The sequence below is a fragment of the Ralstonia flaminis genome, from assembly GCF_958415495.1.
GTDB classification, from domain to species: domain Bacteria; phylum Pseudomonadota; class Gammaproteobacteria; order Burkholderiales; family Burkholderiaceae; genus Ralstonia; species Ralstonia flaminis.
The window spans coordinates 58,408-82,597 of record NZ_CATZLL010000014.1 but is presented as its reverse complement, the minus strand read 5'-3'; the positions used below and the strand labels follow the sequence as shown (position 1 = coordinate 82,597).

Sequence of the window (24,190 nt, the reverse complement as noted above, 5' to 3'; positions counted from 1 at the left end):
TGCCCGGGCCAGTATTGGCGCGGGTGTGCAGCCTTATCCCCCTGAAGAGGGGGGCGCCGGGTGTGCGGGGTGCGGGTCGCGTAGGCGGTCTCGATTCGTCAGGTCGGGAAACAGGCGCATCCAGACCGCGACCACCAGCAGCGTGCCGATTGCGCCCATCACCACCGAGGGGACCGGCCCCAGCAGCCCAGCCACCATGCCCGACTCGAACTCGCCCAACTGGTTGGACGCACCCACAAAGACCGAGTTGACCGCACTCACGCGCCCGCGCATCGCATCGGGCGTATCGAGTTGCACCAGCGAGGTCCGGATCACCACGCTGATCATGTCCGACGCGCCCAGCACCACAAGCGCCAGCATCGACAGCGGCAGCCAGCGCGAAATTCCGAACACCAGTGTTGCCAGCCCAAAGACCGCCACGGCAGTAAACATCACCCTGCCCACGCGCCGCTCCAGCGGCCGATGCGCGAGAAAGAGCGCCATACCGAGTGCGCCCACTGCCGGCGCAGAGCGCAGCAGCCCCAGCCCCCACGCCTGCGTGCCCAGGATATCGCGCGCATAGATCGGCAGCAGCGCCGTTGCGCCGCCCAGCAGCACCGCGAACAGGTCGAGCGAGATGGCGCCCAGTACCACCGGCCGCCCCTTGATGAAAGCGATGCCCGCGAACAGCGACTGCAGACTCACCGGCGTGCTGACCGGAACCACGCGCTCCATGCGCACAAACGCCAGCAGGACATGCGCAAGCAGAAAGAGCCCGGCTGCCGTGGCATACACCACCGGCGCGCCGGCCACATACAGGAAGCCACCCAGCGCCGGCCCCAGGATGACACCGGTTTGTCCGGCCGAACTGGACAACGCCACGGCGCGTGGCAGTGCTTGCGGCGGCACCAGCGATGGCAGCAACGCCTGCAATGTCGGTGTCTCGAACGCGCGCATTGCGCCGATCACGACCACACACAGGAAGATCGACTGCACGCCGGCGTGCCCGTTGAACGCCATGATCGACAGCGTAATGGCTACCAGTGCCTCGATGGCCTGGCATGCACGCACCACGCGGCGCCGGTCGTAGCGATCGGCGATATGACCTGAGGCCAACACCAGCACTACCGAGGGCAGGAACTGGGCAAGGCCCACCAGTCCGAGCACATAGGCGCTGCGTGTGAGGTCGTAGATCTGCCAGCCGACCGCCACACCGAACATCTGGTAGGCGAAGGTGGTGGACAGCCTCGTGAACCAGAACAGCCGGAAGGCAGGATAGGAGAAGGGCGCGTGCGACAGCGCTGTCGCTGATGGGGCAGGCGCGGAAGACGAGGAAAGGCCGGCGTCGCCAGACACGGTGAATGCGCGCCGGAAACCGGCGATCTGCAAAAGTGATGAACGGGATGCCCGCCATCGTAACGGATCTCGGCCGCCAGTGTCCGGCCGCGCGGGCGCTGGATTGGCGAAACGGCCGGCAAACCATTACAGGCGCTTTCACCATGACCGGCGCCAGCCAACCAAGGAGCATTTGACTGAACTGCGTGCTCAGATGGTCAGCATGACGCTGAGCAGTTGGCGTGCAACGGCCTTGAAGTCGCCCTGCGGTGAATAGGTGGACAGGGATTTGCCCTGATGTTTGACCGTGACGATGCCGTTGCGGGCCGAGTAGGTGGCCTCGATGCGGCGCCCGCCGCGTTCGATATGGAAGGCGACAGTCTCGGCCAGCAGGCGTGAGGTGTCGGAAGACGCGGTCGACGATGCAGACGACGTGCGGCGGAGCGGGGGCGTGGCGATAGCTTGTTGGGCGGGGTGGCGCATTGCGCCTCCTCTAGGGGACACGGGTGAACTACCTAAGGCACGTTCTGTGCCAGCGGCAGGACGCCGTGATGTCATACAAAAGCCGCGCAGGGTACCTGCGCAATATGACAGTTCAAGCAGAGGTCTCGGCTGGGTTTGACGCGCTGCGTCGGTCGGCGTGACAGGCTTTGTCAAATTTGTAAACGCAATTAACCGCCAAGCTTTTGATTTGCCCACCAAAAAATGGGCTGGCAGAGTGCGGCGGCACCAGCCATTCTGGTAAGTGACGTGGCGCACGCTCTGTCGTGGGCGCGTTCTGCGTGCAGTCTGCAGGAGACCTTCTGCACGACACCCAGACCAACATGGAGGCGATATGGGTTCCCATACCTACAAGATGATCGAACTGGTGGGGTCTTCGCCGGAGTCGAGCGATGCGGCCATCCGCAATGCCATCGCCCGGGCCGGCGAGACGCTGAAATACCTTGACTGGTTTGAAGTGCTTGAGACGCGAGGCCACCTGGTGGACGGCAAGATTGCCCACTGGCAGGTGACCATCAAGGTGGGGATGCGGTTGGAGAGCCTGGCGAGCGAGAAACCTGCCGGCAAGAAGAAAGGCAAGTAGGTAAAGAAAAAGGCAGCCCGGAGGCTGCCTTCTTCACGAGGACTGCGCTGCAGGCGTTATTGCGACTGCGAGAAGTCCAGCGCGTTGGTCAAGTCGCCCATCGGCTTGTTGCCGTTGGCCACCAGGCCGTCGTCACGCTGCTTGATGCCCGGCAGCGTCGGCAGGGCAAAGCGGTGCGTGATCAGGCGCAGCACCGAAGCCGTGTCGTACTGAGTGTGGTCAACGAAGCCCTTCTTGGCGAACGGCGAGATGATGATCGCCGGGATACGCGTGCCCGGGCCCCAGCGGTCAGCCTTCGGCACCGTGGCGTGGTCGTAGAAACCGCCGTTTTCGTCATACGTCACCACGATCACCATGTTCTTCCACTGCGGGCTCTTCTGCAGCTGGGCGATCACGTTGGCGATGTGGGCGTCACCGTCGGCCACGTTGGCATAACCGGCGTGCTGGTTCAGGTTGCCCTGCGGCTTGTAGAACGTCACGGCCGGGAGCTTGCCTGCGGCGGCATCTTGCAGGAAGGCGGCGTCGTAATCCTTCAGGTGGGCTGCACGCTCGGCGGTACCGGTGGTGGTGGCGGGGTCGAAGCGCGTGAAGTAGTTGAACGGCTGATGGTGCGGCTGGAACTGGATCGTGCCGCCGTAGATCACGCTGCGCGTGGTGTTGGGTGCGTCGGCCAGCGCGGCGTTCCAGGCGCCAGCGTACCAGGCCCAGTTCACACCCTTGGCGGTCAACAGGTCCCCGATGTTGGTGGTGGACTGCACCGGCATCGTCGAAGCCTTGGTCGGGTCAGCATAGGCAGCGTTGCCGCTGGCCACGCCGTTACCCGACGGCTGGTACGGCGGCTGCATCGTGTTGACTGCGTACGAGTTGCCGTTGCTGTCGATTGGGGTCAGGCTGCCGTCGCCCGGGAAGGTCGGCGAGCCTGCCATCACGGAACTGGCGCTCGGTGCCAGTTGCGGCGTGCCGTTGGCGTCGACGGACGCGATGGTGGCAGGGCTCTTGAAGGCAGGCGAGTTCTTGACGTTCGGGTAGATCGGCGCGCACGCGCAGATCAGGTACTGGTGGTTCAGGAACGAACCACCGAAGGCGCCCATGAAGAAGTTGTCAGCCAGCGTGTATTGCTTGGCGATGTTCCACATGGCCATCTTGCTGCCGTCGTAGTAACCCATCGACAGGCCACCCGCATCAGCAAAAGCGGCGAACTTGTCGTTCTTGCCGCCGTTGATCTGCATCTGGTTCTGATAGAAGCGGTGCCAGAGGTCGCGCGTGATGACGTTCTGGCCGACAACGGTGCCCGAAGTACCGAAGCCAGACGGACTGTCGATCTGGAACATCTGGTTGGGCATGTTGGCGGATTGCGCCTGCGTGACCTGCACGGTTTGCCCGGCAGCGGTCACACCGCCCCAGGTCGGCGGCAGCGTCGGCAGGACGGAGCCGTCGAAGTCCTTCTGTGCAACGGCAGTGCCCGTCGAGGTCGGGTTCACACCCGGAATGCCGTTGGCGCCCGGGAACAAGCCATAAAGGTTGTCAAAGCCGCGGTTTTCCGCGTAGATCACGACGATGGTCTGCACGTTGTTGTTCAGCGCCATGCGCTTGGCAACGCCGTCGCGGATGCCCTTGTTGATGTCGCCGCCGCTGGCCACGGCATCGGCAATCAGCGCGATGGCCTGATCGATTTCAGCCTGCAGAGCCGCCTTGATGTTGGCGTCGCTTTCCTTGTTGTGGTCTTCCAGCAGCTTGTCGATCGTCACGCCCAGGCGCGCGGCCAGGGCTGTCTTGGCAGCGTTGATGTCGCCGCCGTTGCTGTCCATCAGGGCAGCCAGTTCCGTCGAGATTGCGCTGACCACGCCAGCGGCGCCGGCCGGTGCGCGGAACACCAGCGGTTGCGTGATGGCATTGTGGGCACCCGTAGCCGGGTCGTTGCGGAAGGCATCCGTGCCGACTTCCACCGTGATGGCGCCCGTGCCGGCGAGCGTGTACGCGCCGTTGGCATCGGTATAGGTGCTGGCTTCACCCGAATCGCACTTGCCGTTGTTGTTGGCATCGATACAGACCTTGGCATGCTCGAAGTAGCTGCCCGTCACCACGCCCGAAGTGGACTGGGTGGAGGCGCTGTTGTTCGAGTCGCTGCCGCCACAGGCGGACATGCTGGCCGCGACCAGCGCGGTCAGCGGCAGAAGACGGAATGCTCGGCTCATGATTTCCCTGGATTGTTGTGTGGGGGACGAAAGCGAGCCGGAGTCTGGTCTTCCTGTGTGACAAGTTGATGATGAAAACGTTGGCCTGAAGCGAGTCTCGGTCCAATTGACCGTGATAACCATCATCAGGAGGAGCAGGGGCACCACCGAACGTTTGAAGACATTTGCCACCATGAACGTTCTCCAAGGGCTGACGTGACAGACGTTTGACGACATCAAAGTGTCATCGCGCGCATGCTAAGTTGCAAGGCTCCCAATATTTCGTCCATCGCCAATGCGCCGCCTTCTGCCTGTTGCCACGTTTCGCGTGATCGCTGTTTCGGCGCTTGCGCTTGCCGGGTTGGCTGCGTGCGGACGCGGCGAACCGTCCTCGGCGCAGGCGGCGACGGCCGCCTCGGTTCCGTCGGCTTCCCCGCCAGTAGCCAAGCCGGTGGCAGCTTCCGCACCGGCTGCACCGGCCTACGAGAAGGCCTTCTACACGATGATGGCGACACGCCGCCCATCGGTGCCCGCCATGACGGCACTGGGCAAGGCGCTGTTCTTTGATCCAGCACTGTCTGCCTCTGGCAAGCAGGCCTGTGCGAGCTGCCATAGCCCCACGCACGCCTACGGCCCGCCGAACGATCTGTCCGTGCAGTTGGGCGGCGCCGACATGCACAAGACCGGCGTGCGCGCCGCGCCGTCGTTGCGCTACATCCAGAATGTGCCGCCGTTCTCCGAGCACTTCTACGAGAACGACGGCAACGATTCCGAAGACCAGGGCCCGACCGGCGGCTACACCTGGGACGGTCGCGTGTCCTCCACGCACGATCAGGCGCGCATTCCGCTGCTTTCCGCGCACGAGATGGCAAACGGTACGCCGGCTGCCGTGGTTGCCAAGCTGCGCAGCGGCCGCCACGCGCAGATGTTCCGCCAGGTGTTCGGCGACGACATTCTTGACAATGAGGACACCGCCTTCCGCGCCGCGCTGATGGCGCTGGAGGTATTCCAGCAGACGCCGTCGGAGTTCTATCCGTACGACAGCAAGTACGACGCGTTCTTGCGCAAGCAGGTCAAGCTGTCGCCGCAGGAGATGCGCGGCCTGCAAGTCTTTGCCGATCCGGCCAAGGGTAACTGCGCCTCGTGCCACGTGAGCGCCATCAAGCAGGACGGCGCCTTCCCTGCGTTCACCGATTTCGGCCACATTGCCGTGGGCGTGCCGCGCAACCGCGCGCTGCCGGCCAATGCCGATCCGGCGTTCTTTGACCTTGGCCTGTGCGGCCCCGACCGCACCGACCTGAAAGACCGCACCGACTATTGCGGCCGCTTCCGCACGCCGTCACTGCGCAACGTGGCGCTGCGCAAGACGTTCTTCCACAACGGCGCCATCCATACGCTGGAAGACGCCGTGCGTTTCTACGCCCAGCGCGATACCCAACCGCAGAAGTGGTATCCGCGCAAGGCCGACGGCACGGTTGATAAATTCGACGATCTGCCGGTCCAGTATCGCGCCAACGTCAACATGGAGCCGCCCTTCGGTGGCAAGCCAGGCGACAAGCCGGTGCTCTCCGAGGCCGACGTGCGCGACATCGTTGTCTTTCTCAAGACGCTGACCGATGGCTACCGCCCCGTGCAGGCTCAGAAGCCGGCCGGGCGGGCCGCCCGGGTTTCCCACGTGGCGCAGCGTTGAGCGCATAGGCGGTCGGCCCATTTGTTGCGTTCTCTGCCGCAGCGCTGGCCATGCGTGCGCTGCGGTTATCATCGGCAGATTGCGTTTGCGCTGTCACTGAATCTTCCCTATGACCTGGCTTGCTGACCCGTCCATCTGGATTGGCCTGTTCACCCTTGTGGTGCTCGAGATTGTTCTCGGCATCGACAACCTCGTTTTCATCGCCATCCTCGTCAACAAGCTGCCGCCTGCGCAGCGTGATCGTGCCCGGATGATCGGCCTGGGGCTGGCGCTGGGGATGCGGGTGGTGTTGCTCATGGCCATCTCATGGCTGGTCGGGCTCACCAAGCCGCTGCTGACGATCGGGCCGGTGGATCTGTCGGGGCGCTCGATCATCCTGCTGCTGGGCGGGTTCTTCCTGCTGTTCAAGGCCACGTCAGAGCTGCACGAGCGCCTGGATGGCGAGCCTCAGGACGAGAGCCACGGCACCGGCCACGGCAAGTTCTGGAACGTGATCGCACAGGTGGTGATTCTGGATGCGGTGTTCTCCATCGACTCCGTCATCACCGCGGTGGGCATGGTCAATGATCTGCCGGTGATGATTGCCGCCGTGGTGATCGCCATGGGCGCCATGCTGTTTGCGTCGCGTCCGCTGACGAACTTCGTCAACGCGCATCGCACCGTGGTGGTGCTGTGCCTGAGCTTCCTGCTGATGATCGGTTTCAGCCTGGTGGCGGAAGGGCTGGGCTTCCATATTCCGAAGGGCTATCTGTATGCGGCCATCGGTTTCTCGATCCTGATCGAGTTCTTCAACCAGGTGGCCCAGCGCAACACCGTGCGCTACGAGCGCCGCCGTCCGTTGCGTGAGCGCACTGCAGACGCCGTGCTGAGCCTGCTGGGCGACCGTCGCGGTACCCCGGCCGATACCGAGGCCCACGAAACTGCGCCCCATGCGGATCAGCCCGCGCCCGAGGCCGTGTTCCGCCCCGAAGAGCGCAGCATGGTCAGCGGCGTGCTGGATCTGGCCGAGCGCTCGGTGCGTTCGATCATGACGCCGCGCCATGACATCTCGTGGGTGGATCTGGGAGCCGATGCGGCAACCACGCGCAAGCTGTTGCTGGCGGTGCCGCACAACCAGTTTCCGGTCTGCCGAGGCGGGTTGGATGATCTGGTGGGCGTGGCTCGTGCCAAGGACTTGATGGGTGACCTCGACACGCGCGGCACCATTGACGTGGAGCGCTCGGTCAAGCCCGCGCTCAAGGTGTCGGATAACGTCGGCATCCTGCGCCTGATGGATCTGCTCAAGCGTGCGCGCGGGCGCATGCTGCTGGTGATCGATCCCCTGGACGTAGTGCAGGGCGTGGTGACGCCCATCGACGTGCTGGAAGCCATTGCCGGGGAGTTTCCCGACGAAGACGAGCGCCTTGACGTGGAGCAGGCGAGCGAAGGCTGCTGGGAGGTGGCTGGCGAGGCCGACCTGCGCCAGCTCGAAGACGTGCTGCACGTCGACTGGCTGCTCGACGAAGGTGGTGGTGCCACGAGCCTTGGCGGCTACCTGTTCAACCAATGGGATCGTCTGCCCGAGGTGGGCGACACGCTGGTGCGCCACGACCTGCGTTTCGTCATCCTCGAAGCCGGTAGCCGCCGCATCGTGCGCGTGCGCATCGAGCGCATGGAAGAGGTGACGGCGCCCGACGCCGAAGCCTAAGCCACGTATTCCGGCGCCGCCGCACTCAGCAGGCGGGGCGCCGAGACACTCATCCCGGCAGCCGTCAGCGTTGCCGCCAGCGTTTCCAGCAGCGCATACACGTCTGCCGCCGCGTTTGCGTGCATGGCTTCTACCACGATCAATGCGCTCGATGTCTCTGCGCGGACGGCCGAATCGCCGCTCTGGCGGTGGCACCAGCGGCGCGCGTGTGCGTGGTTGGCGCCGTCGGCAAAGATCACCTCATCCGCATCGGGCTGCTCGGTTTCGCCAGCGAAGGTGAGATAGCGCTCGTTACCAGTGGCGCGGCGGACGGTCAGATGCCCGTCGATGGCCATTGCATCAAACACCGCCACCGGAATCGCAAACGCCAGCGAGGCCGCGTTGCAGACGTCGATCAGCGGGTGCAGTTGCGGCAGCGCGTCGTCTTTCCGGAAGCGTCGCAAGAGCGATTCTGCGGCGCAGCGGTATTGCGTGGGTTTTAGCCCCATGCGCGAGAACGCGCGCCGCCACGCCTGGATTTCGGGCAATTCGCCTTCCGGTGTGCCCGCCAACCGGACGCGGGCGACCGATAGCAGCCGGGCGATTTCCGTATCAAAGCGAGCATCCTGCCGGACACCCTTGACGGACAGCACGCCGGGCACGAGTTCGGGAAAGTCTTGCCAGATCTGTGGAGCATGAACGAAGCGCATGGTCAGATGGATTCCTTAGGGCGGGAAGACGTTGGTGCAGATGAACGCGCCAGGGCGAGGCTCAGTACCGCCGCCAGTACGCATGCAATGCCGGTGATTTGCTGAACGCTGACCACCTCACCGAGCAGTACGGCGGCAAAAACGACTGCGGCCACCGGCGCGAGGGCCGTGAAGAGCGCGGCCTCTGCGCCGCTCACGCGTGCCGCCCCTGCATACCAGAGCACGAAGCCGCCGACGGTGGGCACGATGGCGTAGTAGGTAACCGCGGCCAGTGCATGCGTTGCCTGTGTGGAAGCATGCAATTGCCATGGGGTCTCCCACAGGGCTGGAAGCAATGCTGTCAGCAAGCCAAACAGGCTCATCGACGTCGATAACGCCAGCGGCGGCACGGGTGTGCGCAGCCGCTTGTTGAGCAGGATGAACAGCCCTTCACACACCACCGCGCCAATCACCAGCATGTTGCCCGCCAGCGGATGCGCAGCGTCGCTACCGGGTTGGAAAGCGATGGCCAGCACGCCCGTCGTCGCCAGTGCAATCGCCCCCAATACCGCGCGCCCTGGCCGTTCGCCCAGCACCACAATGGCAATGAGCGCAGATACCACCGGCAACGTGCCGATGATGACGCCTGCATCTGCCGCCGACGTATGACGAAGCCCCGAGATCAGCAGCGTCGTGTAGCCCACGCTGCCAGCTGCCGCCTGCAGGAACAACAGACCCCACTCCGTGCGTGAAAGTGCCGGCCAACGCGCACCCGTTAAGTGCATGGCAACGAGAAACAGCGGCAGCGCCATCGCAAAGCGCAACGCCGTGGCGGTGAATGGCGGGAGCCCGGCAGCGATGATCTTGCTGGCCGCAACCGTGCTGCCCACCAGCACCATCGCCAGTGCGAGGTAGAGGCAGCCTTCGAGGCGTCTGGACATGTCGAACCCTGCGTCTGTGAAAGACCGCAGGATGGCGGCGCCCGAAGCGCGCGTCTTGAACGAAATTGCAGGGAAGAGAGCGGCCGGTTACCGCGTCGCCGCCACCATGCCAGGCGATACGCCGTATTTGCGCACGAACTGGCGTGTCATATGGCTCTGGTCGGCAAAACCGCAGGCTGCAGCAGTCTCTGCCAGCGGCAGGCCCTGGGCGATCAGCCGGCGCGCGAGGGCAACGCGCCGCTGCAATTGATAGGCATGCGGCGTGAGGCCCGTGACACGCGCAAAGCCGCGCAACACCTGAAAGCGGCTGAGCCCGGTGTCTTGCGCCAGGTCGAGCAGGGAGACCCCGGTGGCTGGGTCATCGTCGATGCGCATGCGCGCCATGCGGATGGCGTCGGGGGCATCGTTGGCGTGGCTGTTGACGGTGTGCAGCGCATCGGCCAGTACCGATAGCAGCAACTGTTCGCGCAGCAGTGCATCGCATTGCGTGGCGGATGCCGTCATCTGCGTGAACAGCAGGCGCACGCGCCGCGCCAGGTTGGCATCGCGCGCGACCGGGCGGTTGAACTCCATATTGTTCTTGCCGATCTGCAGGTCATGCGCAAGTGTGCCGATCGTGCCCGGGTCGAAGTACAGCATGCGCCAGGCGCGGCCTGCATCGCCGATCGGGGTGCCGTCGTGCACCTCGGCCGGATTGACCATGATGACGTCGCCCGCACCGGCTTCAACCATGCCGCGCCCGCTGAACGACTTCTGTGCACCCCGGTCGACAATGCCGATGCCGAACTGCTCGTGCGTGTGGCGCGGGAACGTATGGCCGGAATCTGCGGCAACGGCCTCCACGCCGTACATGGTGCAGCGGAGCATCGAGAACGCGGGGCGGGCCGGCCGGCTGGGCAAGGCGGGTCTCCTGGGTGCGGGACGAATGCCGCAGGATAGCGTGCTTTGCGGGGGCGGGTGAGCGATGCGACAGATCGCGGCACGTGCGCGCGGCGCCATCTTGAAACGCCGTGGAACGTGTTCTTCTCATTTCGCTCAATTTCTGGTGCCATGCGGTTGTTATCCTCAAGGCATCCCGCCCGGGGTCACCCGGTAAGATGACGTGAAGCCTGACGTCCGGCCATGCGGGAATCGTCCCCGCTGGCGCGGGCGACAGTGTTTGCATCGATCCATGCGTCCGTCTTTCGGCATTACCTCCAAGCTGTTCGTTGTGCTGTTCGCGTTGAGCATCGTCGTGGCGCTTGCCATGGGTGCAGCCGTGCGGTGGCGCTTCGACGCCAACTTTCTTGAGTACGTCAACACACGCGAGGCGGAGCGTATGACCGTGCTCGCCCGCGGCGTTGAAGCGGCTTACGCCGAGCACGGCAACTGGGAATTCCTGCGCAACGATCGTCAGGCGTGGTTCCGCCTGCTGCGCCGTGAAGGTGCCCGTGCCCGTGCCAATGGCATGGGAGGCGAGCACCTCGACCCGCCGCCCGGTCGACACTTTGATCCGCTGCCGCCCGATATGGGGCGTGGCATGCCTGCGCCGCCGGATGTTGCGCGCGCCGGCAGCCTGCCTCCGCATCCGCCAGGCGAGCCGCCGCCGATGCCCCGGTCGCCGATCTGGCTGTTGGATGCCGAGCGCCACGTCATCATTGGCGATGGGCCACCGCTGGGCCCCAACGCAAAATGGCATGAACTCCGTCACAACGATCTGACGATCGGCTGGTTGGCCATGCCGCCGCGCATGCGTGTGCCCGAAGGTGCAGACCAAGCTTTCCTGGGGCAGCAACTGCGGGCGACATGGATCATCGCCGGATTGTCGGTGCTGCTGGCCGCGCTGGTGGCGGTATTGCTTGCGCGTGGGCTGCTTGCGCCAATGCGCCGGCTGACCGACGCCGCCCGCCGCATGGCCGACGGCGACTACGCCACGCGCGTTGATGTGCATTCGCGCGACGAACTTGGCGGGTTGGCGGCAGACTTCAACCACTTGGCGGCATCGCTGGAGGCCAATCAAAAGATGCGCCGCCAGCTCACTGCCGATATCTCGCACGAGCTGCGCACACCGCTGGCCGTGCTGCGCGGTGAACTGGAGGCGATGCAAGACGGCGTGCGTCCGTTGACGGTCACCTCGCTGGCCTCGCTGCAGGCTGAAGTGGCCACGCTCAGCAAGCTCATCGACGATCTGTACGAGTTGTCACTGGCCGACGTGGGGGCGCTGGCCTTCCACATGGAAGCGCTTGATCTGGCCGATGCCGTGTGCAGTGCCGTGCAGGGCTTTACGCCGCGCCTGATGGAGAAGGGCATCGCGTTGCAACTCGATCTGCCGAGCGTGCCTTCGCAAGAGGCCATGGTCAACGGCGATCCGCAGCGCCTGCGTCAGGTCATGCAGAACCTGCTGGAGAACACCCTGCGTTATACCGATGCCGGCGGCACATTGCGCGTGCATGTCCACCAGGACGGCCAGTGGCAACAGATCGACGTGCAGGACAGCGCGCCGGGCGTACCCGAGGCGATGCTGCCGCGCATCTTCGACCGGCTCTTCCGCGCCGACCCTTCTCGCAGTCGTGCGCAGGGCGGCGCAGGGCTGGGCCTGAGCCTGTGTCAGACTATTGTTGCCGCGCATGGTGGCACCATTGAGGCTAGGCCCTCGCCGCTGGGCGGGCTCTGGATCATCATCCGCCTGCCCATTCTTGATCTGCTTGATCCGCTTGCTGACCATGATTCTGATCATTGAAGACGAACCCAAGCTGGCCGCACTGACGATCGATTATCTGCGTGCCGCCCACTATGAAACCGAGTGGTTGGCCGATGGTACGAACGCGGTGCAGCGCGTGCGCGAGGCCATGCCCGAACTGGTGGTGCTCGACCTGATGCTGCCCGGAAAGGACGGTCTGGAAATCTGCCGTGAAGTGCGGACCTTCAGCGAGGTCCCCATCGTCATGGTGACGGCGCGCGTGGAAGAGATCGACCGCCTGCTCGGCCTCGAACTCGGTGCAGATGACTACATCTGCAAGCCCTTCAGCCCGCGTGAACTGGTCGCGCGCATCAAGACCATTCTGCGGCGCGCGCAGCGCGGCGGCGGCCTGCCCGAGAGCGCGCTCGTGATCGACGGCTCCGCGTATTCCGCCACGCTGCGGGGCCAGCGCCTGGATCTCACGCCCGTGGAGTTCCGCCTGCTCGCGGCATTGGCCGGTGCGCCGGGGCGCATCCTCTCGCGCGCAAATCTGCTTGAGCAGATCTACGACGACCACCGCATCGTGACCGACCGCACGGTCGATACGCACGTCAAGAATCTGCGCCGCAAGATGGAGTTGCTGAGCCCCGGCACCGACATGATCCACTCCGTCTACGGTGTGGGGTATCGGCTCGACGCTTGATGTGTTTGATGCGGCTGCATGCCGATTGTGGCGTAACAGGCGTTAAAGAAAACTCCTCTGTTTGCCCACCTTTGGTGCGACACCGATGGCTACAGTGAGCATATGGCTGGCGTGTTCGGCCGATATTCTCATCAGGAGCCTCATCATGATCGCTGTGACTTCCCGCCGCCTGGTTGCCGTTGCTGCCGGGCTTTTCTTGTCTTGTGCTGCGCTGGCCCAGACTGCCGCCCCCGACGCAACACCCATGTCGCCGATGCCTGGGCATGGGCCGGGCATGATGCAGCACGGGCAGGGCCCGATGGGGCCGCACGGTATGGGGCGCCACCACGGTGGCGAGTTCTTCCTGCGTGGCCTGAAGCTGACCGAAGAACAGCGCGACAAGATTTTCGCCATCAAGTATGCGCAGATGCCGCAGGAGCGCGAGCAACACAAGGCCGTCGCACATGCGCGTCGTGACCTGCGTCAGATGGTGATGTCCGGCCAGTACGATGAAGCACGCGTTCGCACGCTGTCCGAAGCGCTGGGCCGCGCGGTTACCCGCGAAGCCCAACTGCGCGCGCAAGCCGGCGCCAAGATCATGCAGGTGCTGACGCCTGAACAGCGCAAGCAAGTCACTGATCGCGAAGCGCGGCGCATGGCCGAGCTTGAGCAGGGCGAAGATGCACCCGCGCAGGAACTGGCGGCAATGTAATCAGGCTTGCCTGTGGGGCTGCCGCCGCTAGCGGTAGACCACCACGGGCACATGCGCGTAGGTCAGCACCTTGCGCGTTTCATTGCCGATCAGCAATCGGCCCATCAAGCTACGGTGCCCGTGCGATGCCATGAAGATGACGTCGCACGCGTGCCGCTTCGCCGCATCCAGAATGCCAAGGTAGGGCTCGGCAAATTGTGAGACATCGCTGTCGAACTGGATGCCTTCTTCCTGGGCGCGCTCGGCAATGCGGTCGATACAGTCTTTCGCGTGGCCTTGCACCTGCTCCATGTAGTGCGCGTGTGGACACTCGCCCACCCCGGCGGAATACGCCATGTTGGGGAATTCTTCGATGCAGGTGTAAGCGGTCAGGCGGCAGCCTGTGGCGCGCGCGAGTTTCAATGCGCCGTCGATTGCCTTGCGGCATTGCTCGGAGCCGTCGGTCGGCAAAAGGATATGGGTAAACATGGTGCTCTCCATGGGGAACCCACTTCCAAACTACTGCACTGCACACGACACCTCTATCGTGGAAAACGCTAGGCCGGGCGCCACTCTTCAGCGGTTGCTGAAATACGGTCGTTCGTTTTTGGTGCGCACGACAGGCGAGCTACTTGCCTTGCCAAGCCTGCCGATAGCGCGAGGGCGACGCCCCGAGTTGAGCGGCAAAGCGCCGGCTGAAATGGCTCGGGCTGGCAAAGCCGCAGCGCTCGGCAATCGTTGCCAGCGACAGGGTGGTCGATCGCAGCAGGTCTTGTGCACGCGCAATGCGCTGCTGCAGAACCCACTCGTGAGGTGCGACTCCAAACGATGCGCGAAACATCCGCGCGAAATGGAATTCCGACAGATTGGCTTCGGCCGCCAGCTCCCCAATCGACAGCAGCGCGTCCAGCTCGGCTTCAATGCGTGCGGAAATGCGGCGGCACACGTGCGGCGCCAGCCCGCCGCGCACCGCCAGCGCACGCGTGCGGCCTTGTGTCTGTACGAGATATGACAGCGTATCGTTGGCCAGCGCGTTGGCACACATACGGTCGTCCAGGTCGGTCCAGTCGAGTTGAGCGATGCGTGCGCACGATTGCGCGAGGCGCGCGTCTTCAATGAAGGTGCGGTCGTGCAGGGTAAACAGGCGCGGCTCGGCGTCGAGCAGACGTACGGCATGCCCGGCCAATGCGTCGGGTGCGAAGTACAGATGGACGAAGCGCATCGGCTGCTCGATCACCCAGGCCGACTCGTGCTCGGCCGGCAGCATGCACACACGGCCCGGCGCGCCAAACAAGTTCGGCAAATCCTGCCGGTGCGTGGTGTAGCCGCCTTGCAGGTACACCGACAGTGTGTGGTGGCCCGGCTGGACGTAGCGCGCCTCGTCGTGCTCGTTGCACCAGATGGCAGCGGTTACGCCATCGCCCAGATTGGCAACGCGCTCCAGCGATGCGCGCGACCCGCGTGCAAGCGTGCCGAAGACGCTGGCGTCTGCGGTCACGCGTGGGTCAGGCGAAGTGGGGTCGAGGGTGGGGCGCACGCGTCGATGTTACCAACGATCGCGCCGCCGGTGAGGGGCGGCCTCGGCCGCTAGCCTGGGCAGAGTTCGTGCGCCACTGCACCCGCCAGGCCCACGCCATCCACGCGCTGCCAGTTGGCGTCGTTGGCGAACTGCTTCTCGATGACGGTCATGGCGCCCTGGTACAACTTGGCACGAGAGACAGAGAACTGCCGGCTGCGGCAGTCGACGGTGTAGAGAAAATCGGCCATGTCGCCGCGGAAGGCGCCGAACATGCGCTGCAATGAACGCATGCCCGCGCGATTGGATGCCTCCACGCGCACCCAGGCACTGACGGGGCCGCTGGGCATGCGCTGGATGCTGCCGGCATCCAGCGACGCATAGCTATCGGGTTGATCGGGCAGCGTGATCCAGCGTTCGGCGCCGATCACGCTGAAGGCGGTCATGGCCAGTGCGGCCAGCATGCCGGCAAGCACACCGCGCGCGATTGCGGTGCTGGTCATCGCGGCTTGGCGTTGCCGGGGACTGGAATGGCGACGGCGTCGGAGTGGCTGCAGGCCATGGTCACGCCGGATTTTTCGAAGTCGACCATCACAGCGCCAGGCTTGTCGGCCCGGCTGGGCGTGCCTGCCAGACTGCCCGAGAGGCGCTGCATGATGGCCTGACAGGTGGGGGCCTTGCCTTCCTTGCCGTTCTTGGCGGTCGTAGTCGAGGTCGGTGCGGGGGGCTCGGCAGCAGCCGGTGCACTGGTGGTAGCTGCGTTGCGCGGCACGCTCGGCTGTGCTGAGGCATGCGCGCGCGGCAGTATCACTAGCGCGGCCAGTGTCGCTACGGCAATCAGCAATCGCGTGGAACGCCGCAACACAGGCGATGCCGACGGCGATCGGGACGTGGGGGAAAGAGACGGCATGACGGTCAAAGCACGGGGGTCAGAATGCGCCTGTAAAGCAATGCGGGCAGGCGGGATCACTGGAGTGTAACGGCACTTCGTGTCGAAACTTGACGCGGCAAACTGCCCCATCGTCCGTCTGAAGGTGATTCACCCTGCGCAAATGATTCACGCAATCGACATAATCGACCGATGTCGAGCCCGGCGCGGAACATTCACGTGCGTGTTTCGACCAACCAATATGCCGGGGAGATTTATATGCACCATCCGTATCACGGTGCGGTGCATCGTAGATCGCCAGCGCACCCAGACGGGGCAAGCAGCAACGGGGTTCGTGCGGTGCCAAAAAAAGGCGCCGAAAAAATGGGGTGGATTATAAAAAGGGATGGAATACCCTGCCTTTTCCGCTCTTTGTTTTTCTGGGCGGGACACTATTATTTAAAGCATGGAAGCGATGCCGGGGCAGCTATGTGCCCGGCGCTTCATGGGTCGGTTCTCCTCTCTGGAACAGATCGACACGGTCCAGAGATTTCAACCCGCGCCTCGTCAACTGAGCGCGGGTTTTTCTTTGGCGATGGTGCCCGCGCTCAGGTGATCGTGCAGAGCGCTCTTCAGTTTTCTGCCGGCTTGCCGTTGTGGATAGGGTCGAAACGTGTGTAGGCTGCGCTTTCCACTGCAGTCGCTGACCAAGCAACCGTATCCCCGATGAACCGTTCCCATCCGGCCGATGCCGGAGCCCTTCCTGTTGCCGCGGAGCTGGCCCCGGAGGTCATGTCACACCCGGCAACGGCACCTGTTACCCCGGCGCAGATCGCAGCCGAAGAGCAGGCTGCGGGCACGGATTTCGATGCGCTGGCGCGCCTGTCGTCCGATGCCGTGCTGCTGACGGTGGAAGGGCGTGTCGTGCGGGCCAATCCTGCCGCTGCGCGTCTGATGAATGCGCAGGCGCCGGAGCAGCTTGAAGGCGCACAGCTTGCCGGGCTGATCCACCCGGATGACGTGGGCCAGGCCGTGCCGCGTCTGGCGCGCATGGTGAGCGGAGGCTTGGGGGCCCAGCCCGTCGAGCACCGCTTGGTGCGGGCCGACTACACCCATGTGCTGGTTGCGAGTGAAGCCGCCGCGTGCGAGCACGAGGGTCAACCGGCTGTGATGCTGGTGCTGCGCGAGGCCGGCTCGCGCCACGCGCTTGAGCGCCACGCCGTACAGGCCCGTGCCGAAGCCTTGCAAGCACGCCGCCTGCTCGCCTCGGAGAACGCTGTGCTAGCGCAACTCGCTTCCAATGCGACGCTGTCGACGGTGCTGCGCCACTTGTGCCTGTACGTCGAGCAGGTCTACCCGAATGCCATGGCGGCGGTGCTGCTGCTGGATGCCGACAAACCGGACGAAAGCCAGACCCTGCGCATCGCTGCTGCGCCCACGTTGCCCGCGGCTTACGCGGCGACGCTGGAGAACTCGCCCGTCGGCCCCGATGCTGGTGCATGCGGCTGCGCGGTCTACCTGGGCAGTGCCGCCCTCATTGGCGATATCGCAACCGACCCGCGCTGGCAGCATGAGCGCACCGCGGCACTGGCTGCGGGCTTTGCGGCGGCCTGGGCGTTGCCGATTCGCTCTTCTCGTGGTGACAAGCTGGGCGCGCTCACGCTGTTCTATCGCCAGCCATGCCTGCCCAGCGAAGAAGAGCTGAATTTCCTCGACGATGTAACCCACCTGGCTGGCGTCGCCATTCAGAAAGACACCATCGAGCGCGGCCTGGCCGAGAGCGAAGAGCGTTATCGCCTGGCGATCTCGCACCTGAACGAGGGCGTGCTGATCCAGAATCTGGATGGCGTGGTGCTGGCAGCCAATGCCAGCGCCGAGCGCATCCTGCGCGTGCGTGCCGGACAACTGGTCGGGCGGAACCGGCTGGACCCACTACAACGCGTGATCGACGAAGATGGCAGCGAGATCGCGCACGATGTCCTGCCTTCGCAGCTCGTGAAGCGCAGTGGCGAGCCGATTTTGGGGCGGGTCTACGGGCTTCTGCTCAAGACCGGCGAGTTGGTATGGATTCGCGAGAACATCATCCCGATCCGTCGCCAGGGCGAGCCGGTGCCCAGCAGCATCATGCTGTCGTTCGCCGATATCACCGACATCAAACGCGCCGAGCAACGCCTGCGCCATCTTGCGGCGCATGACGCGCTGACGGGCCTGACCAACCGCAGCTTCTTTATCTCCCACCTGGAAAACGCCATCGAGCGCGTGCGTGACGAAAGCCGCGAGCTCGCGTTGTTCTTCCTGGATCTGGATCGCTTCAAGAGCGTGAACGACACCGCTGGCCATGCCTGCGGCGACACGCTGCTGCAGAGCGCTGCCGCACGCCTGACCGACTGCATCGGCCCTGGCGACGTGATCGCCCGACTGGGCGGCGACGAGTTCGTCATCCTGATCGAGCAGCGCGTCGAAGGTAAGCGCATTGCGCTGCTGGCCGAGCGTTTGCTGCAAACCATGCGCGAGCCGTTCGATACCGTCAACGGGCGCTATTACCTGGGCGTATCGATTGGCGTGGCGCTGTATCCGCACGACGGCATTTCCGGCTCGGACCTGCTGCGCTCGGCCGATGCGGCCATGTACCGTGCCAAGCAGAATGGCCGCAACCGTGCACAGTTCTACACGGCCGAGCTCAACGCCCGCCTGCAGCGCCGCTACTTGCTGGAGAATGCGCTGCGCGACGCGCGCGAGAACAACGAACTGCAACTCGTCTATCAGCCCAAGTACGACCTGGCCAGCCATCGGATCGTTGGTGCCGAAGCGCTGCTGCGCTGGAACAGCGCCAAGCTGGGTGCCATCTCGCCGGTCGAGTTCATTCCGGTGGCAGAAGAGACCGGCCTGATCGTGCCGATTGGCGAATGGGTGCTGCGCCGTGCATGCGAACAGGCGGTGACGTGGTACGAGGCACTGGGCTACGACTTCCGCATGGCGGTCAACTTGTCAGCGCGTCAGTTCCAGGCCGGTGATGTGGTGCCGATGATCGAGCAGACGCTGGCCGAGACCGGCCTGCCGCCCACCGCGCTGGAAGTGGAAATTACCGAAAGCCTGCTGATGGGCGGTGCAGACGAAGTCCGCCCGATGTTCGACGCGCTCACGGCGCAGGGCATCCGTATTTCCATCGACGATTTCGGCACGGGGTACTCGTCGCTGTCGTACTTGCAGCGTTTCCCGATCAGCAACGTGAAGATCGACCGCTCGTTCATTACGGGCATTCCGCATGATCCGGATTCGGTGGCGCTGACCGAGGCCATCGTCGCCATGGCACGCGCCCTGGGTATGACCGTTACGGCGGAAGGCGTGGAAGACGCCGATCAGGTGGAGTTTCTCGCCAAGGCTGGCTGCCAGGAAATCCAGGGCTACTACATCGGCAAGCCCGTCACGGCGGAAGGCTTTGATCGGCTGCTGCGAGCACACCTTTCAGTGGTGGATGCCGGCGTGCGCGCGGCGCTTGGCTGAGCGCTCGGCTGGCCATCCGGGCTGACTGTTCGCGCCAGCCTTCCTGCCATTCGTCGCAAACTGCTCCCATGTGCGGAATGCGGCGCCTAAGCTGGCGTCATTCCAACAGGGAGACCGCCATGCTCGAATCGATCACCTCCATCGTGTCGCACACGCCCACCTGGGTGTTCGTGGTGTTTGTCGTGCTGATTGCGTTTGGCCTGCGCCAGACGCAGCCCCGCGTGGTGTCGCGCCGTCGCCTGATCGTGCTGCCGCTGGTGGTGGCTGCGTACTCGTTCTACGGTGTGGTGATGGCGAGCCACGGCAGCGCGCTTGCGCTGGCTGCATGGCTGGCCGCCATTGCATCGGCCTTCCTGCTGACGCGCCTGATGCCACCCAGCGGCGCCGTCTCCGAATCGGCCGCCACCGTGCGCGTTCCCGGCAGCTGGGTGCCGATGGTGGTGATCCTGGGCCTGTTCACAGCCCGCTACGCTTACAACGTGATGCTGGCGATGCATCCGGAAGTGTTGCAATCCGCCGGTTTCATGACGCTGTTCAGCGCGTTGTTCGGGTTCCTGGGCGGGCTGCTGCTCTCGCGTTCGGTGCTGATGCATGTGCGGACGCCGCACCTGATGGCGGCTTGAGCTTGCCTCGCCCGACGATGCGCCGATCTGCCCCTGATCGGCGCGATGTGACCCGAATCGGCGTTAACATCCGCATGTTGCAATCTCCATCCACGACGAGACGACATGCTGGAACTCGACGGCACCATCTGGCTGCGCGCCGGTGAAGACAACTGGGGCGGACATGGCCGAATCGAACTGCTGTCCGCCATTGGGCAGACAGGCTCCATCACGGCGGGTGCCAAGGCCGTAGGCCTTTCCTACAAGGCCGCCTGGGACGCCATCGACACCATGAACAACTTGGCCGGCGAGCCGCTTGTGGTACGTACCACGGGTGGCAAGGGTGGCGGCGGTAGCGTGCTCACGCCGCGCGCGCAACGGCTGATCGACAGCTTCCGCATGCTGGAGGCCGAGCACCGCCGCTTTGTTGAACGTCTGGATGCTGCAGCCCAGGCTGCCAGCGAAGACCTGAGCGTGCTGCGCCGCCTGATGCTGCGCACGAGTGCGCGCAATACGCTGTTCGGCACGGTGGAGTCCGTGGCCCCTGGTGCCGTCAACGATGCGGTCACGCTGCGCTTGCCCGGTGGTCAGGCCGTGGTGGCCACCATCACGCAGGAAAGTACGCAGACGCTGGGGCTGGTGCCGGGCGTGCAGGCTGTTGCGCTCATCAAGGCGCCAGCCGTGATGCTGCTGCGCCGAATGGGCGATGGTATGGCCGAGTGGCGGCTCTCTGCGGAAAACCAGTTGCCGTGCGTGGTAACGGAAATTCGCGACGGCGCGGTGCAGGCCGAGGTGCGTTTGCGCCTGCTGGATGCGAACGCTGCGTCTGCGGGAGAAACCGTGCTGGTGGCCATGCTCTCGCGCACGGCGGTAGAAACGCTGGCTCTGGCTGAAGGTGTGGAAGCCGTGGCGGTGTTCGAAGCGTCGAGTGTGATTCTCGGTTTGGCCTGAGCCTCATGGCCGCGCTCAAGACGCTGCTGATCGTCTATCACTCGATGACGGGCGGCACGCGGCAGATGGCGGAAGCCGCGCAGGCCGGCGCCGCCGCGGAGGGCAGTGTTGCGGTACGCCTGCTCCAAGCGACGCAGGCTGGCCCCGGCGACGTGTTGACAGCCGATGGCTACCTCTTTGCCACACCGGAAAACCTGGCCGCCATCAGTGGGCAGCTCAAGGATTTCTTTGACCGCAGCTACTACCCCGTGCTCGACCGCATCAATGGTCGCCCGTACGCTTGCCTGGTCTGCGCTGGCAGCGATGGGCACAACGCTGCGCGGCAGATCGAACGCATCGCCACCGGCTGGCGGCTCAGGCCCGTGGCCGAGCCGATCATCGTCTGTACCCACGCGCAGGCGCCCGAGGCCATCCTGGCCGCCAAGCAGATCGGTGCAGAAGATTTGGAGCGTTGCCGCGCACTGGGCGAAGCCCTGGCGACAGGGCTGGCGCTGGGCGTGTTCTAGGACTGGCGGTTCGCGACCGCCGTCAAGTGCGGATACGGCGACAGTGGCGCCGCCTCGGGCGAGCGCACCGCATCGGCCACGACACGGCCATCGCGCAGTTCGAACACATGGTCGCCGAAGATCTCCACGTCCGCGGGATCGTGCGTGATCATCAGCATCGGTACATCCAGCCGCTGCTGCAGCGCCGATAATTCTGAGCGCATGCGCGTGCGCAATGCCGGGTCCAGCGCGGCAAAGGGCTCGTCGAGCAGCAGCATGGAGGGCCCGGCGATCAGTGCCCGGGCGAGCGCCACGCGTTGTCGCTGTCCACCGGATATCTGCGTTGGGTAGTTGGCGGCGACCGCCTCCAGTTCGAAGGTCTCGATCCACTGCTGCACGCGTGCGTCGTGCTGACCATTCAGGCGGCGAGGCGGATTGAACCACCCGCGCTTGAGCCCAAAGCCGATGTTCTGCGCCACCGTCAGGTAGTTGAAGAGGGCGTAGTCCTGGAAGAGGTAGCCGACGCGGCGCTCCTGCGTGCTGAGGTTGACGCCATCTGCGTGGTTGAACAGCGTGCGGCCATTCAGCACGATGCGGCCCCGGTCAGGCGTCATCAGGCCGGCGATGGCGCGCATGGTGAGGCTCTTGCCGGCGCCAGACGGGCCGTAGAGCACCACGCGTCGGCTGTCGGAGCGCACGGCAATGTCCAGCGAGAACACGCGCGCAGCGCTCGTCAGTGTTTTCTGTATGACGAGATCCACCATCGCAGCGGGATTGGCGCTCATGCCGGTTGCTCCTGCAGGCTGGGTGCGCGGCCTTGCAGCAGACGGCTGGCAACCACCAGCACGACGATGCAAGTGAGCGAGGTGATCAACACCAGCGTGTTGGCCGTGGCATCGTCGCCGGCCTGCACGGCTTCATAGATGGCGACCGACAGCGTCTGCGTGCGGCCAGGCAGGTTGCCGGCAATCATGAGCGTGGCACCAAATTCACCCAGTGCACGCGCGAACGCCAGCAAGACACCGGCTGCAATGCCGCGCGCAGCCAGTGGCAGCGTCACGCGAAAGAACACGGCGGCTTCCGGTAGGCCGAGCACGCGGGCAGCATTCTCCAACTGGTGATCGACGCTTTCAAATGCGGCACGCGCTGACTTCATGACCAGCGGAAACGCGACGACCGTCGAGGCAATGACCGCCCCTTGCCAGGTGAAGACCAGCTGGATGCCCATGCTGTCCAGCCATCCGCCGATCGTGCCACGCCGGCCCAGCAGCACCAGCAGGTAGTAGCCCAGCACGGTGGGTGGCAGCACCAGCGGCAGCGTCAGCACAGAGTCGATCAGGTCACGCAGGCGGCTGCGCGTGCGCGCCAGCGCGTAGGCTGCGGCTACGCCCAGGATGAGGTTGAGGGCGGTTGCCCAGCCCGCCACTTTGAGGGAGAGCAGCAGGGGCGTCCAAACGGAATCGGTCATGCGGATGCGTGGTGTGCCAGGGGGGGGCGTGGAGGGCGAAGGGGCCGGCGGGTGCGTTTAGCGCAATATAGAGTTGGTTATAACGACTGGTCAATCCGTTGCGCTTGATGCCGCACATGAAACGCGGGAAATACCCTTGGCCAGAGACGGAGGCGCAGCGTAGGCACGCAGGGTGGTGCCGGATCCTCAGGTGCGCGCCCGGCTAAACAGCCACGGCTGGCTACGACCAATGTCATGTCGGCGGTTGCCCGGGTTGCGGCGCGCCACGGTATGTGGGTGGGTCATCTGAGCATGGCTCTGCAGTTGCTGTTTGCCAATGTGAGATGACGTTCAATCAAAACAAATTGTCGTTCAATCAAAGGTATTTGAATTCAGACCCCCCGAATGGGTGGGTGCGGCAGGCTGATATCGCTTTTGCATTCCTGTAAAATTCAATCTGTGCTAGCGCATTTGAAATCGCTTGAGAAGTGTGTACATCTGCTTTGGTAGTGCGGTGTGGGCCACTTCATCAATCATGCCATGGCAAGCAATTTAGGCGCATTCGCCATGTTTTGATGGCTAATTAGATATTAAATGCCTTGCGTGGGGTGGTGTAGGTAATTCGGGGGTATCACTTCATTTGGAAGAGCGCGTGGCGATGGAAAGCGGCTCCGCACCACAATAATGAGCGTTGGCATGCTGCAAATATCTTGTGTTGCCCGGAGTTCTTGGGCATACACGGCATTCGCCGTGAGTTGATCAGGATAGCGCCGTATTCCAAGAACGGATGATAAGGAGCCTGGTGTTGGCCGCGTTGCGTGCGCGTGCAGGTTGCTCACGGCGCTGCTGGCAGCGCGCGGTCGGGAATGGCGTGTGGAGCGGCGGCCATCTCTCCTGGTATTGAGTGCGAATTGCGACGAAATGACGCGGGCAGTGCTTTGGGGAATTAAAAGGCGGCAATGCACGCGATTGTGCTTTTTCGGTCGTCGCTGTCAAACAAATATCCTAGTGCTTTCTCAATATGTTGTTTGCTTCATAACTTGATCGGTATCCAGCGGCTGTGAAGAAACGCTAACTGAATAATCAACAATTGTTGGAAAGCCAGTACTCCCCACAGGTTGGTGGAGACGTGTCAGGGGTCTTGGGCTAGTATGCGCATCGCTGTACCCACCGAGACGCGCTGGTGCGCGGGCATGGGGGGGTATGAGAACAAGAAAAATAAGTAAT

22 protein-coding genes are annotated in these 24,190 nt (G+C 64.2%); 10 read left to right on the top strand and 12 right to left on the bottom strand.

Annotation, left to right across the window (positions count from 1 at the left end; translation table 11 throughout):
• Positions 1-33: 33 nt before the first annotated feature.
• The gene (locus tag R2N11_RS19970) at positions 34-1,335 is read right to left on the bottom strand and encodes an MFS transporter (RefSeq protein ID WP_316682141.1); all 1,302 of its coding nucleotides are present in this window, start codon (positions 1,333-1,335) and stop codon (positions 34-36) included.
• Positions 1,336-1,524: 189 nt separating this feature from the next.
• Positions 1,525-1,797 (bottom strand): hypothetical protein, encoded by a 273-nt coding sequence (locus tag R2N11_RS19965; RefSeq protein WP_316682140.1) that lies wholly within the window; start codon positions 1,795-1,797, stop codon positions 1,525-1,527.
• Positions 1,798-2,149: 352 nt separating this feature from the next.
• Here R2N11_RS19965 and R2N11_RS19960 point away from each other — a divergent pair, with 352 nt between their 5' ends.
• The gene (locus R2N11_RS19960; protein ID WP_064806855.1) at positions 2,150-2,398 is read left to right on the top strand and encodes a dodecin; all 249 of its coding nucleotides are present in this window, start codon (positions 2,150-2,152) and stop codon (positions 2,396-2,398) included.
• A gap of 56 nt (positions 2,399-2,454) precedes the next feature.
• On the opposite strand, the gene acpA is transcribed toward R2N11_RS19960, so the two are convergent.
• On the bottom strand, positions 2,455-4,593 hold the full coding sequence (gene acpA / locus R2N11_RS19955) for an acid phosphatase (RefSeq protein ID WP_199032674.1): 2,139 nt from the start codon (positions 4,591-4,593) through the stop codon (positions 2,455-2,457).
• Positions 4,594-4,867: 274 nt separating this feature from the next.
• Here acpA and R2N11_RS19950 point away from each other — a divergent pair, with 274 nt between their 5' ends.
• Entirely contained in the window at positions 4,868-6,262 is a 1,395-nt protein-coding gene (locus tag R2N11_RS19950) for a cytochrome-c peroxidase (RefSeq protein ID WP_316682139.1), read from the top strand.
• A gap of 109 nt (positions 6,263-6,371) precedes the next feature.
• Positions 6,372-7,949 (top strand): TerC family protein, encoded by a 1,578-nt coding sequence (locus R2N11_RS19945; protein WP_316682137.1) that lies wholly within the window; start codon positions 6,372-6,374, stop codon positions 7,947-7,949.
• Here the strand turns inward: R2N11_RS19945 and R2N11_RS19940 are convergent.
• The 3 genes from R2N11_RS19940 to R2N11_RS19930 all read right to left on the bottom strand — a co-directional run bounded on the left by R2N11_RS19940 (position 7,946) and on the right by R2N11_RS19930 (position 10,425).
• Positions 7,946-8,638 carry a B3/B4 domain-containing protein gene (locus R2N11_RS19940; protein ID WP_316682136.1) on the bottom strand — a complete coding sequence of 231 codons (693 nt, stop codon included), beginning with the start codon at positions 8,636-8,638 and terminating at the stop codon, positions 7,946-7,948. The genes R2N11_RS19945 and R2N11_RS19940 overlap by 4 nt on opposite strands.
• 2 nt (positions 8,639-8,640) lie before the next feature.
• A complete protein-coding gene (locus R2N11_RS19935; RefSeq protein WP_316682135.1) occupies positions 8,641-9,558 on the bottom strand; it encodes a DMT family transporter in 918 nt (305 codons plus the stop codon).
• A gap of 87 nt (positions 9,559-9,645) precedes the next feature.
• A complete protein-coding gene (locus R2N11_RS19930; RefSeq protein WP_316682134.1) occupies positions 9,646-10,425 on the bottom strand; it encodes an AraC family transcriptional regulator in 780 nt (259 codons plus the stop codon).
• Between the two features lie 304 nt (positions 10,426-10,729).
• Here R2N11_RS19930 and R2N11_RS19925 point away from each other — a divergent pair, with 304 nt between their 5' ends.
• The 3 genes from R2N11_RS19925 to R2N11_RS19915 all read left to right on the top strand — a co-directional run bounded on the left by R2N11_RS19925 (position 10,730) and on the right by R2N11_RS19915 (position 13,611).
• A complete protein-coding gene (locus tag R2N11_RS19925; RefSeq protein ID WP_316682133.1) occupies positions 10,730-12,277 on the top strand; it encodes an ATP-binding protein in 1,548 nt (515 codons plus the stop codon).
• On the top strand, positions 12,261-12,920 hold the full coding sequence (locus R2N11_RS19920) for a response regulator (RefSeq protein ID WP_199031917.1): 660 nt from the start codon (positions 12,261-12,263) through the stop codon (positions 12,918-12,920). The genes R2N11_RS19925 and R2N11_RS19920 overlap by 17 nt, the downstream gene beginning before the upstream one ends.
• A 145-nt stretch (positions 12,921-13,065) precedes the next feature.
• Positions 13,066-13,611 (top strand): Spy/CpxP family protein refolding chaperone, encoded by a 546-nt coding sequence (locus R2N11_RS19915; RefSeq protein ID WP_316682131.1) that lies wholly within the window; start codon positions 13,066-13,068, stop codon positions 13,609-13,611.
• Positions 13,612-13,638: 27 nt separating this feature from the next.
• Here R2N11_RS19915 and R2N11_RS19910 read toward each other — a convergent pair whose 3' ends face one another.
• The 4 genes from R2N11_RS19910 to R2N11_RS19895 all read right to left on the bottom strand — a co-directional run bounded on the left by R2N11_RS19910 (position 13,639) and on the right by R2N11_RS19895 (position 15,878).
• Positions 13,639-14,079, bottom strand: a complete 441-nt coding sequence (locus R2N11_RS19910; protein WP_199031915.1) for a universal stress protein — start codon at positions 14,077-14,079, stop codon at positions 13,639-13,641.
• A gap of 139 nt (positions 14,080-14,218) precedes the next feature.
• Complete coding sequence (locus R2N11_RS19905; RefSeq protein ID WP_199031914.1) at positions 14,219-15,127, bottom strand: helix-turn-helix domain-containing protein; 909 nt, start codon at positions 15,125-15,127, stop codon at positions 14,219-14,221.
• Between the two features lie 50 nt (positions 15,128-15,177).
• The gene (locus R2N11_RS19900) at positions 15,178-15,609 is read right to left on the bottom strand and encodes a hypothetical protein (RefSeq protein ID WP_199031913.1); all 432 of its coding nucleotides are present in this window, start codon (positions 15,607-15,609) and stop codon (positions 15,178-15,180) included.
• Positions 15,606-15,878, bottom strand: coding sequence for a glycoprotein (locus R2N11_RS19895; protein WP_316682129.1), 273 nt, complete (start codon positions 15,876-15,878; stop codon positions 15,606-15,608). The genes R2N11_RS19900 and R2N11_RS19895 overlap by 4 nt, the downstream gene beginning before the upstream one ends.
• An 822-nt stretch (positions 15,879-16,700) precedes the next feature.
• Here R2N11_RS19895 and R2N11_RS19890 point away from each other — a divergent pair.
• From R2N11_RS19890 to R2N11_RS19875, 4 genes are all read left to right on the top strand, one after another.
• Positions 16,701-19,478 carry a sensor domain-containing protein gene (locus tag R2N11_RS19890; RefSeq protein WP_316682127.1) on the top strand — a complete coding sequence of 926 codons (2,778 nt, stop codon included), beginning with the start codon at positions 16,701-16,703 and terminating at the stop codon, positions 19,476-19,478.
• A 119-nt stretch (positions 19,479-19,597) separates the two neighbouring features.
• Complete coding sequence (locus R2N11_RS19885; RefSeq protein ID WP_316682125.1) at positions 19,598-20,101, top strand: DUF6622 family protein; 504 nt, start codon at positions 19,598-19,600, stop codon at positions 20,099-20,101.
• 105 nt (positions 20,102-20,206) lie between these two features.
• Positions 20,207-21,031 carry a TOBE domain-containing protein gene (locus tag R2N11_RS19880; protein ID WP_316682124.1) on the top strand — a complete coding sequence of 275 codons (825 nt, stop codon included), beginning with the start codon at positions 20,207-20,209 and terminating at the stop codon, positions 21,029-21,031.
• Positions 21,032-21,036: 5 nt separating this feature from the next.
• Complete coding sequence (locus R2N11_RS19875; protein WP_199031908.1) at positions 21,037-21,537, top strand: flavodoxin family protein; 501 nt, start codon at positions 21,037-21,039, stop codon at positions 21,535-21,537.
• On the opposite strand, the gene R2N11_RS19870 is transcribed toward R2N11_RS19875, so the two are convergent.
• Together R2N11_RS19870 and modB are read right to left on the bottom strand one after the other, a co-directional pair.
• A complete protein-coding gene (locus R2N11_RS19870; protein ID WP_316682121.1) occupies positions 21,534-22,301 on the bottom strand; it encodes a sulfate/molybdate ABC transporter ATP-binding protein in 768 nt (255 codons plus the stop codon). The two genes, R2N11_RS19875 and R2N11_RS19870, sit on opposite strands and share 4 nt — an antisense overlap.
• A complete protein-coding gene (gene modB, locus R2N11_RS19865; RefSeq protein WP_199031907.1) occupies positions 22,298-22,984 on the bottom strand; it encodes a molybdate ABC transporter permease subunit in 687 nt (228 codons plus the stop codon). Before modB ends, R2N11_RS19870 begins: the two co-directional genes overlap by 4 nt.
• Positions 22,985-24,190 lie beyond the last annotated feature (1,206 nt).

Bases quoted from the DNA above. Each gene is read 5' to 3' on its own strand.
- R2N11_RS19920 (WP_199031917.1), top strand. From the start codon at position 12,261: ATGATTCTGATCATTGAAGACGAACCCAAGCTGGCCGCACTGACGATC.
- R2N11_RS19915 (WP_316682131.1), top strand. From the start codon at position 13,066: ATGATCGCTGTGACTTCCCGCCGCCTGGTTGCCGTTGCTGCCGGGCTT.
- R2N11_RS19900 (WP_199031913.1), bottom strand. From the start codon at position 15,609: ATGACCAGCACCGCAATCGCGCGCGGTGTGCTTGCCGGCATGCTGGCC.
- R2N11_RS19960 (WP_064806855.1), top strand. From the start codon at position 2,150: ATGGGTTCCCATACCTACAAGATGATCGAACTGGTGGGGTCTTCGCCG.
- R2N11_RS19890 (WP_316682127.1), top strand. From the start codon at position 16,701: ATGAACCGTTCCCATCCGGCCGATGCCGGAGCCCTTCCTGTTGCCGCG.
- R2N11_RS19965 (WP_316682140.1), bottom strand. From the start codon at position 1,797: ATGCGCCACCCCGCCCAACAAGCTATCGCCACGCCCCCGCTCCGCCGC.
- R2N11_RS19930 (WP_316682134.1), bottom strand. From the start codon at position 10,425: ATGCTCCGCTGCACCATGTACGGCGTGGAGGCCGTTGCCGCAGATTCC.
- R2N11_RS19940 (WP_316682136.1), bottom strand. From the start codon at position 8,638: ATGCGCTTCGTTCATGCTCCACAGATCTGGCAAGACTTTCCCGAACTC.
- R2N11_RS19870 (WP_316682121.1), bottom strand. From the start codon at position 22,301: ATGAGCGCCAATCCCGCTGCGATGGTGGATCTCGTCATACAGAAAACA.
- R2N11_RS19935 (WP_316682135.1), bottom strand. From the start codon at position 9,558: ATGTCCAGACGCCTCGAAGGCTGCCTCTACCTCGCACTGGCGATGGTG.
- R2N11_RS19910 (WP_199031915.1), bottom strand. From the start codon at position 14,079: ATGTTTACCCATATCCTTTTGCCGACCGACGGCTCCGAGCAATGCCGC.
- R2N11_RS19925 (WP_316682133.1), top strand. From the start codon at position 10,730: ATGCGTCCGTCTTTCGGCATTACCTCCAAGCTGTTCGTTGTGCTGTTC.
- R2N11_RS19950 (WP_316682139.1), top strand. From the start codon at position 4,868: ATGCGCCGCCTTCTGCCTGTTGCCACGTTTCGCGTGATCGCTGTTTCG.
- R2N11_RS19885 (WP_316682125.1), top strand. From the start codon at position 19,598: ATGCTCGAATCGATCACCTCCATCGTGTCGCACACGCCCACCTGGGTG.
- R2N11_RS19875 (WP_199031908.1), top strand. From the start codon at position 21,037: ATGGCCGCGCTCAAGACGCTGCTGATCGTCTATCACTCGATGACGGGC.
- R2N11_RS19945 (WP_316682137.1), top strand. From the start codon at position 6,372: ATGACCTGGCTTGCTGACCCGTCCATCTGGATTGGCCTGTTCACCCTT.
- modB (WP_199031907.1), bottom strand. From the start codon at position 22,984: ATGACCGATTCCGTTTGGACGCCCCTGCTGCTCTCCCTCAAAGTGGCG.
- acpA (WP_199032674.1), bottom strand. From the start codon at position 4,593: ATGAGCCGAGCATTCCGTCTTCTGCCGCTGACCGCGCTGGTCGCGGCC.
- R2N11_RS19880 (WP_316682124.1), top strand. From the start codon at position 20,207: ATGCTGGAACTCGACGGCACCATCTGGCTGCGCGCCGGTGAAGACAAC.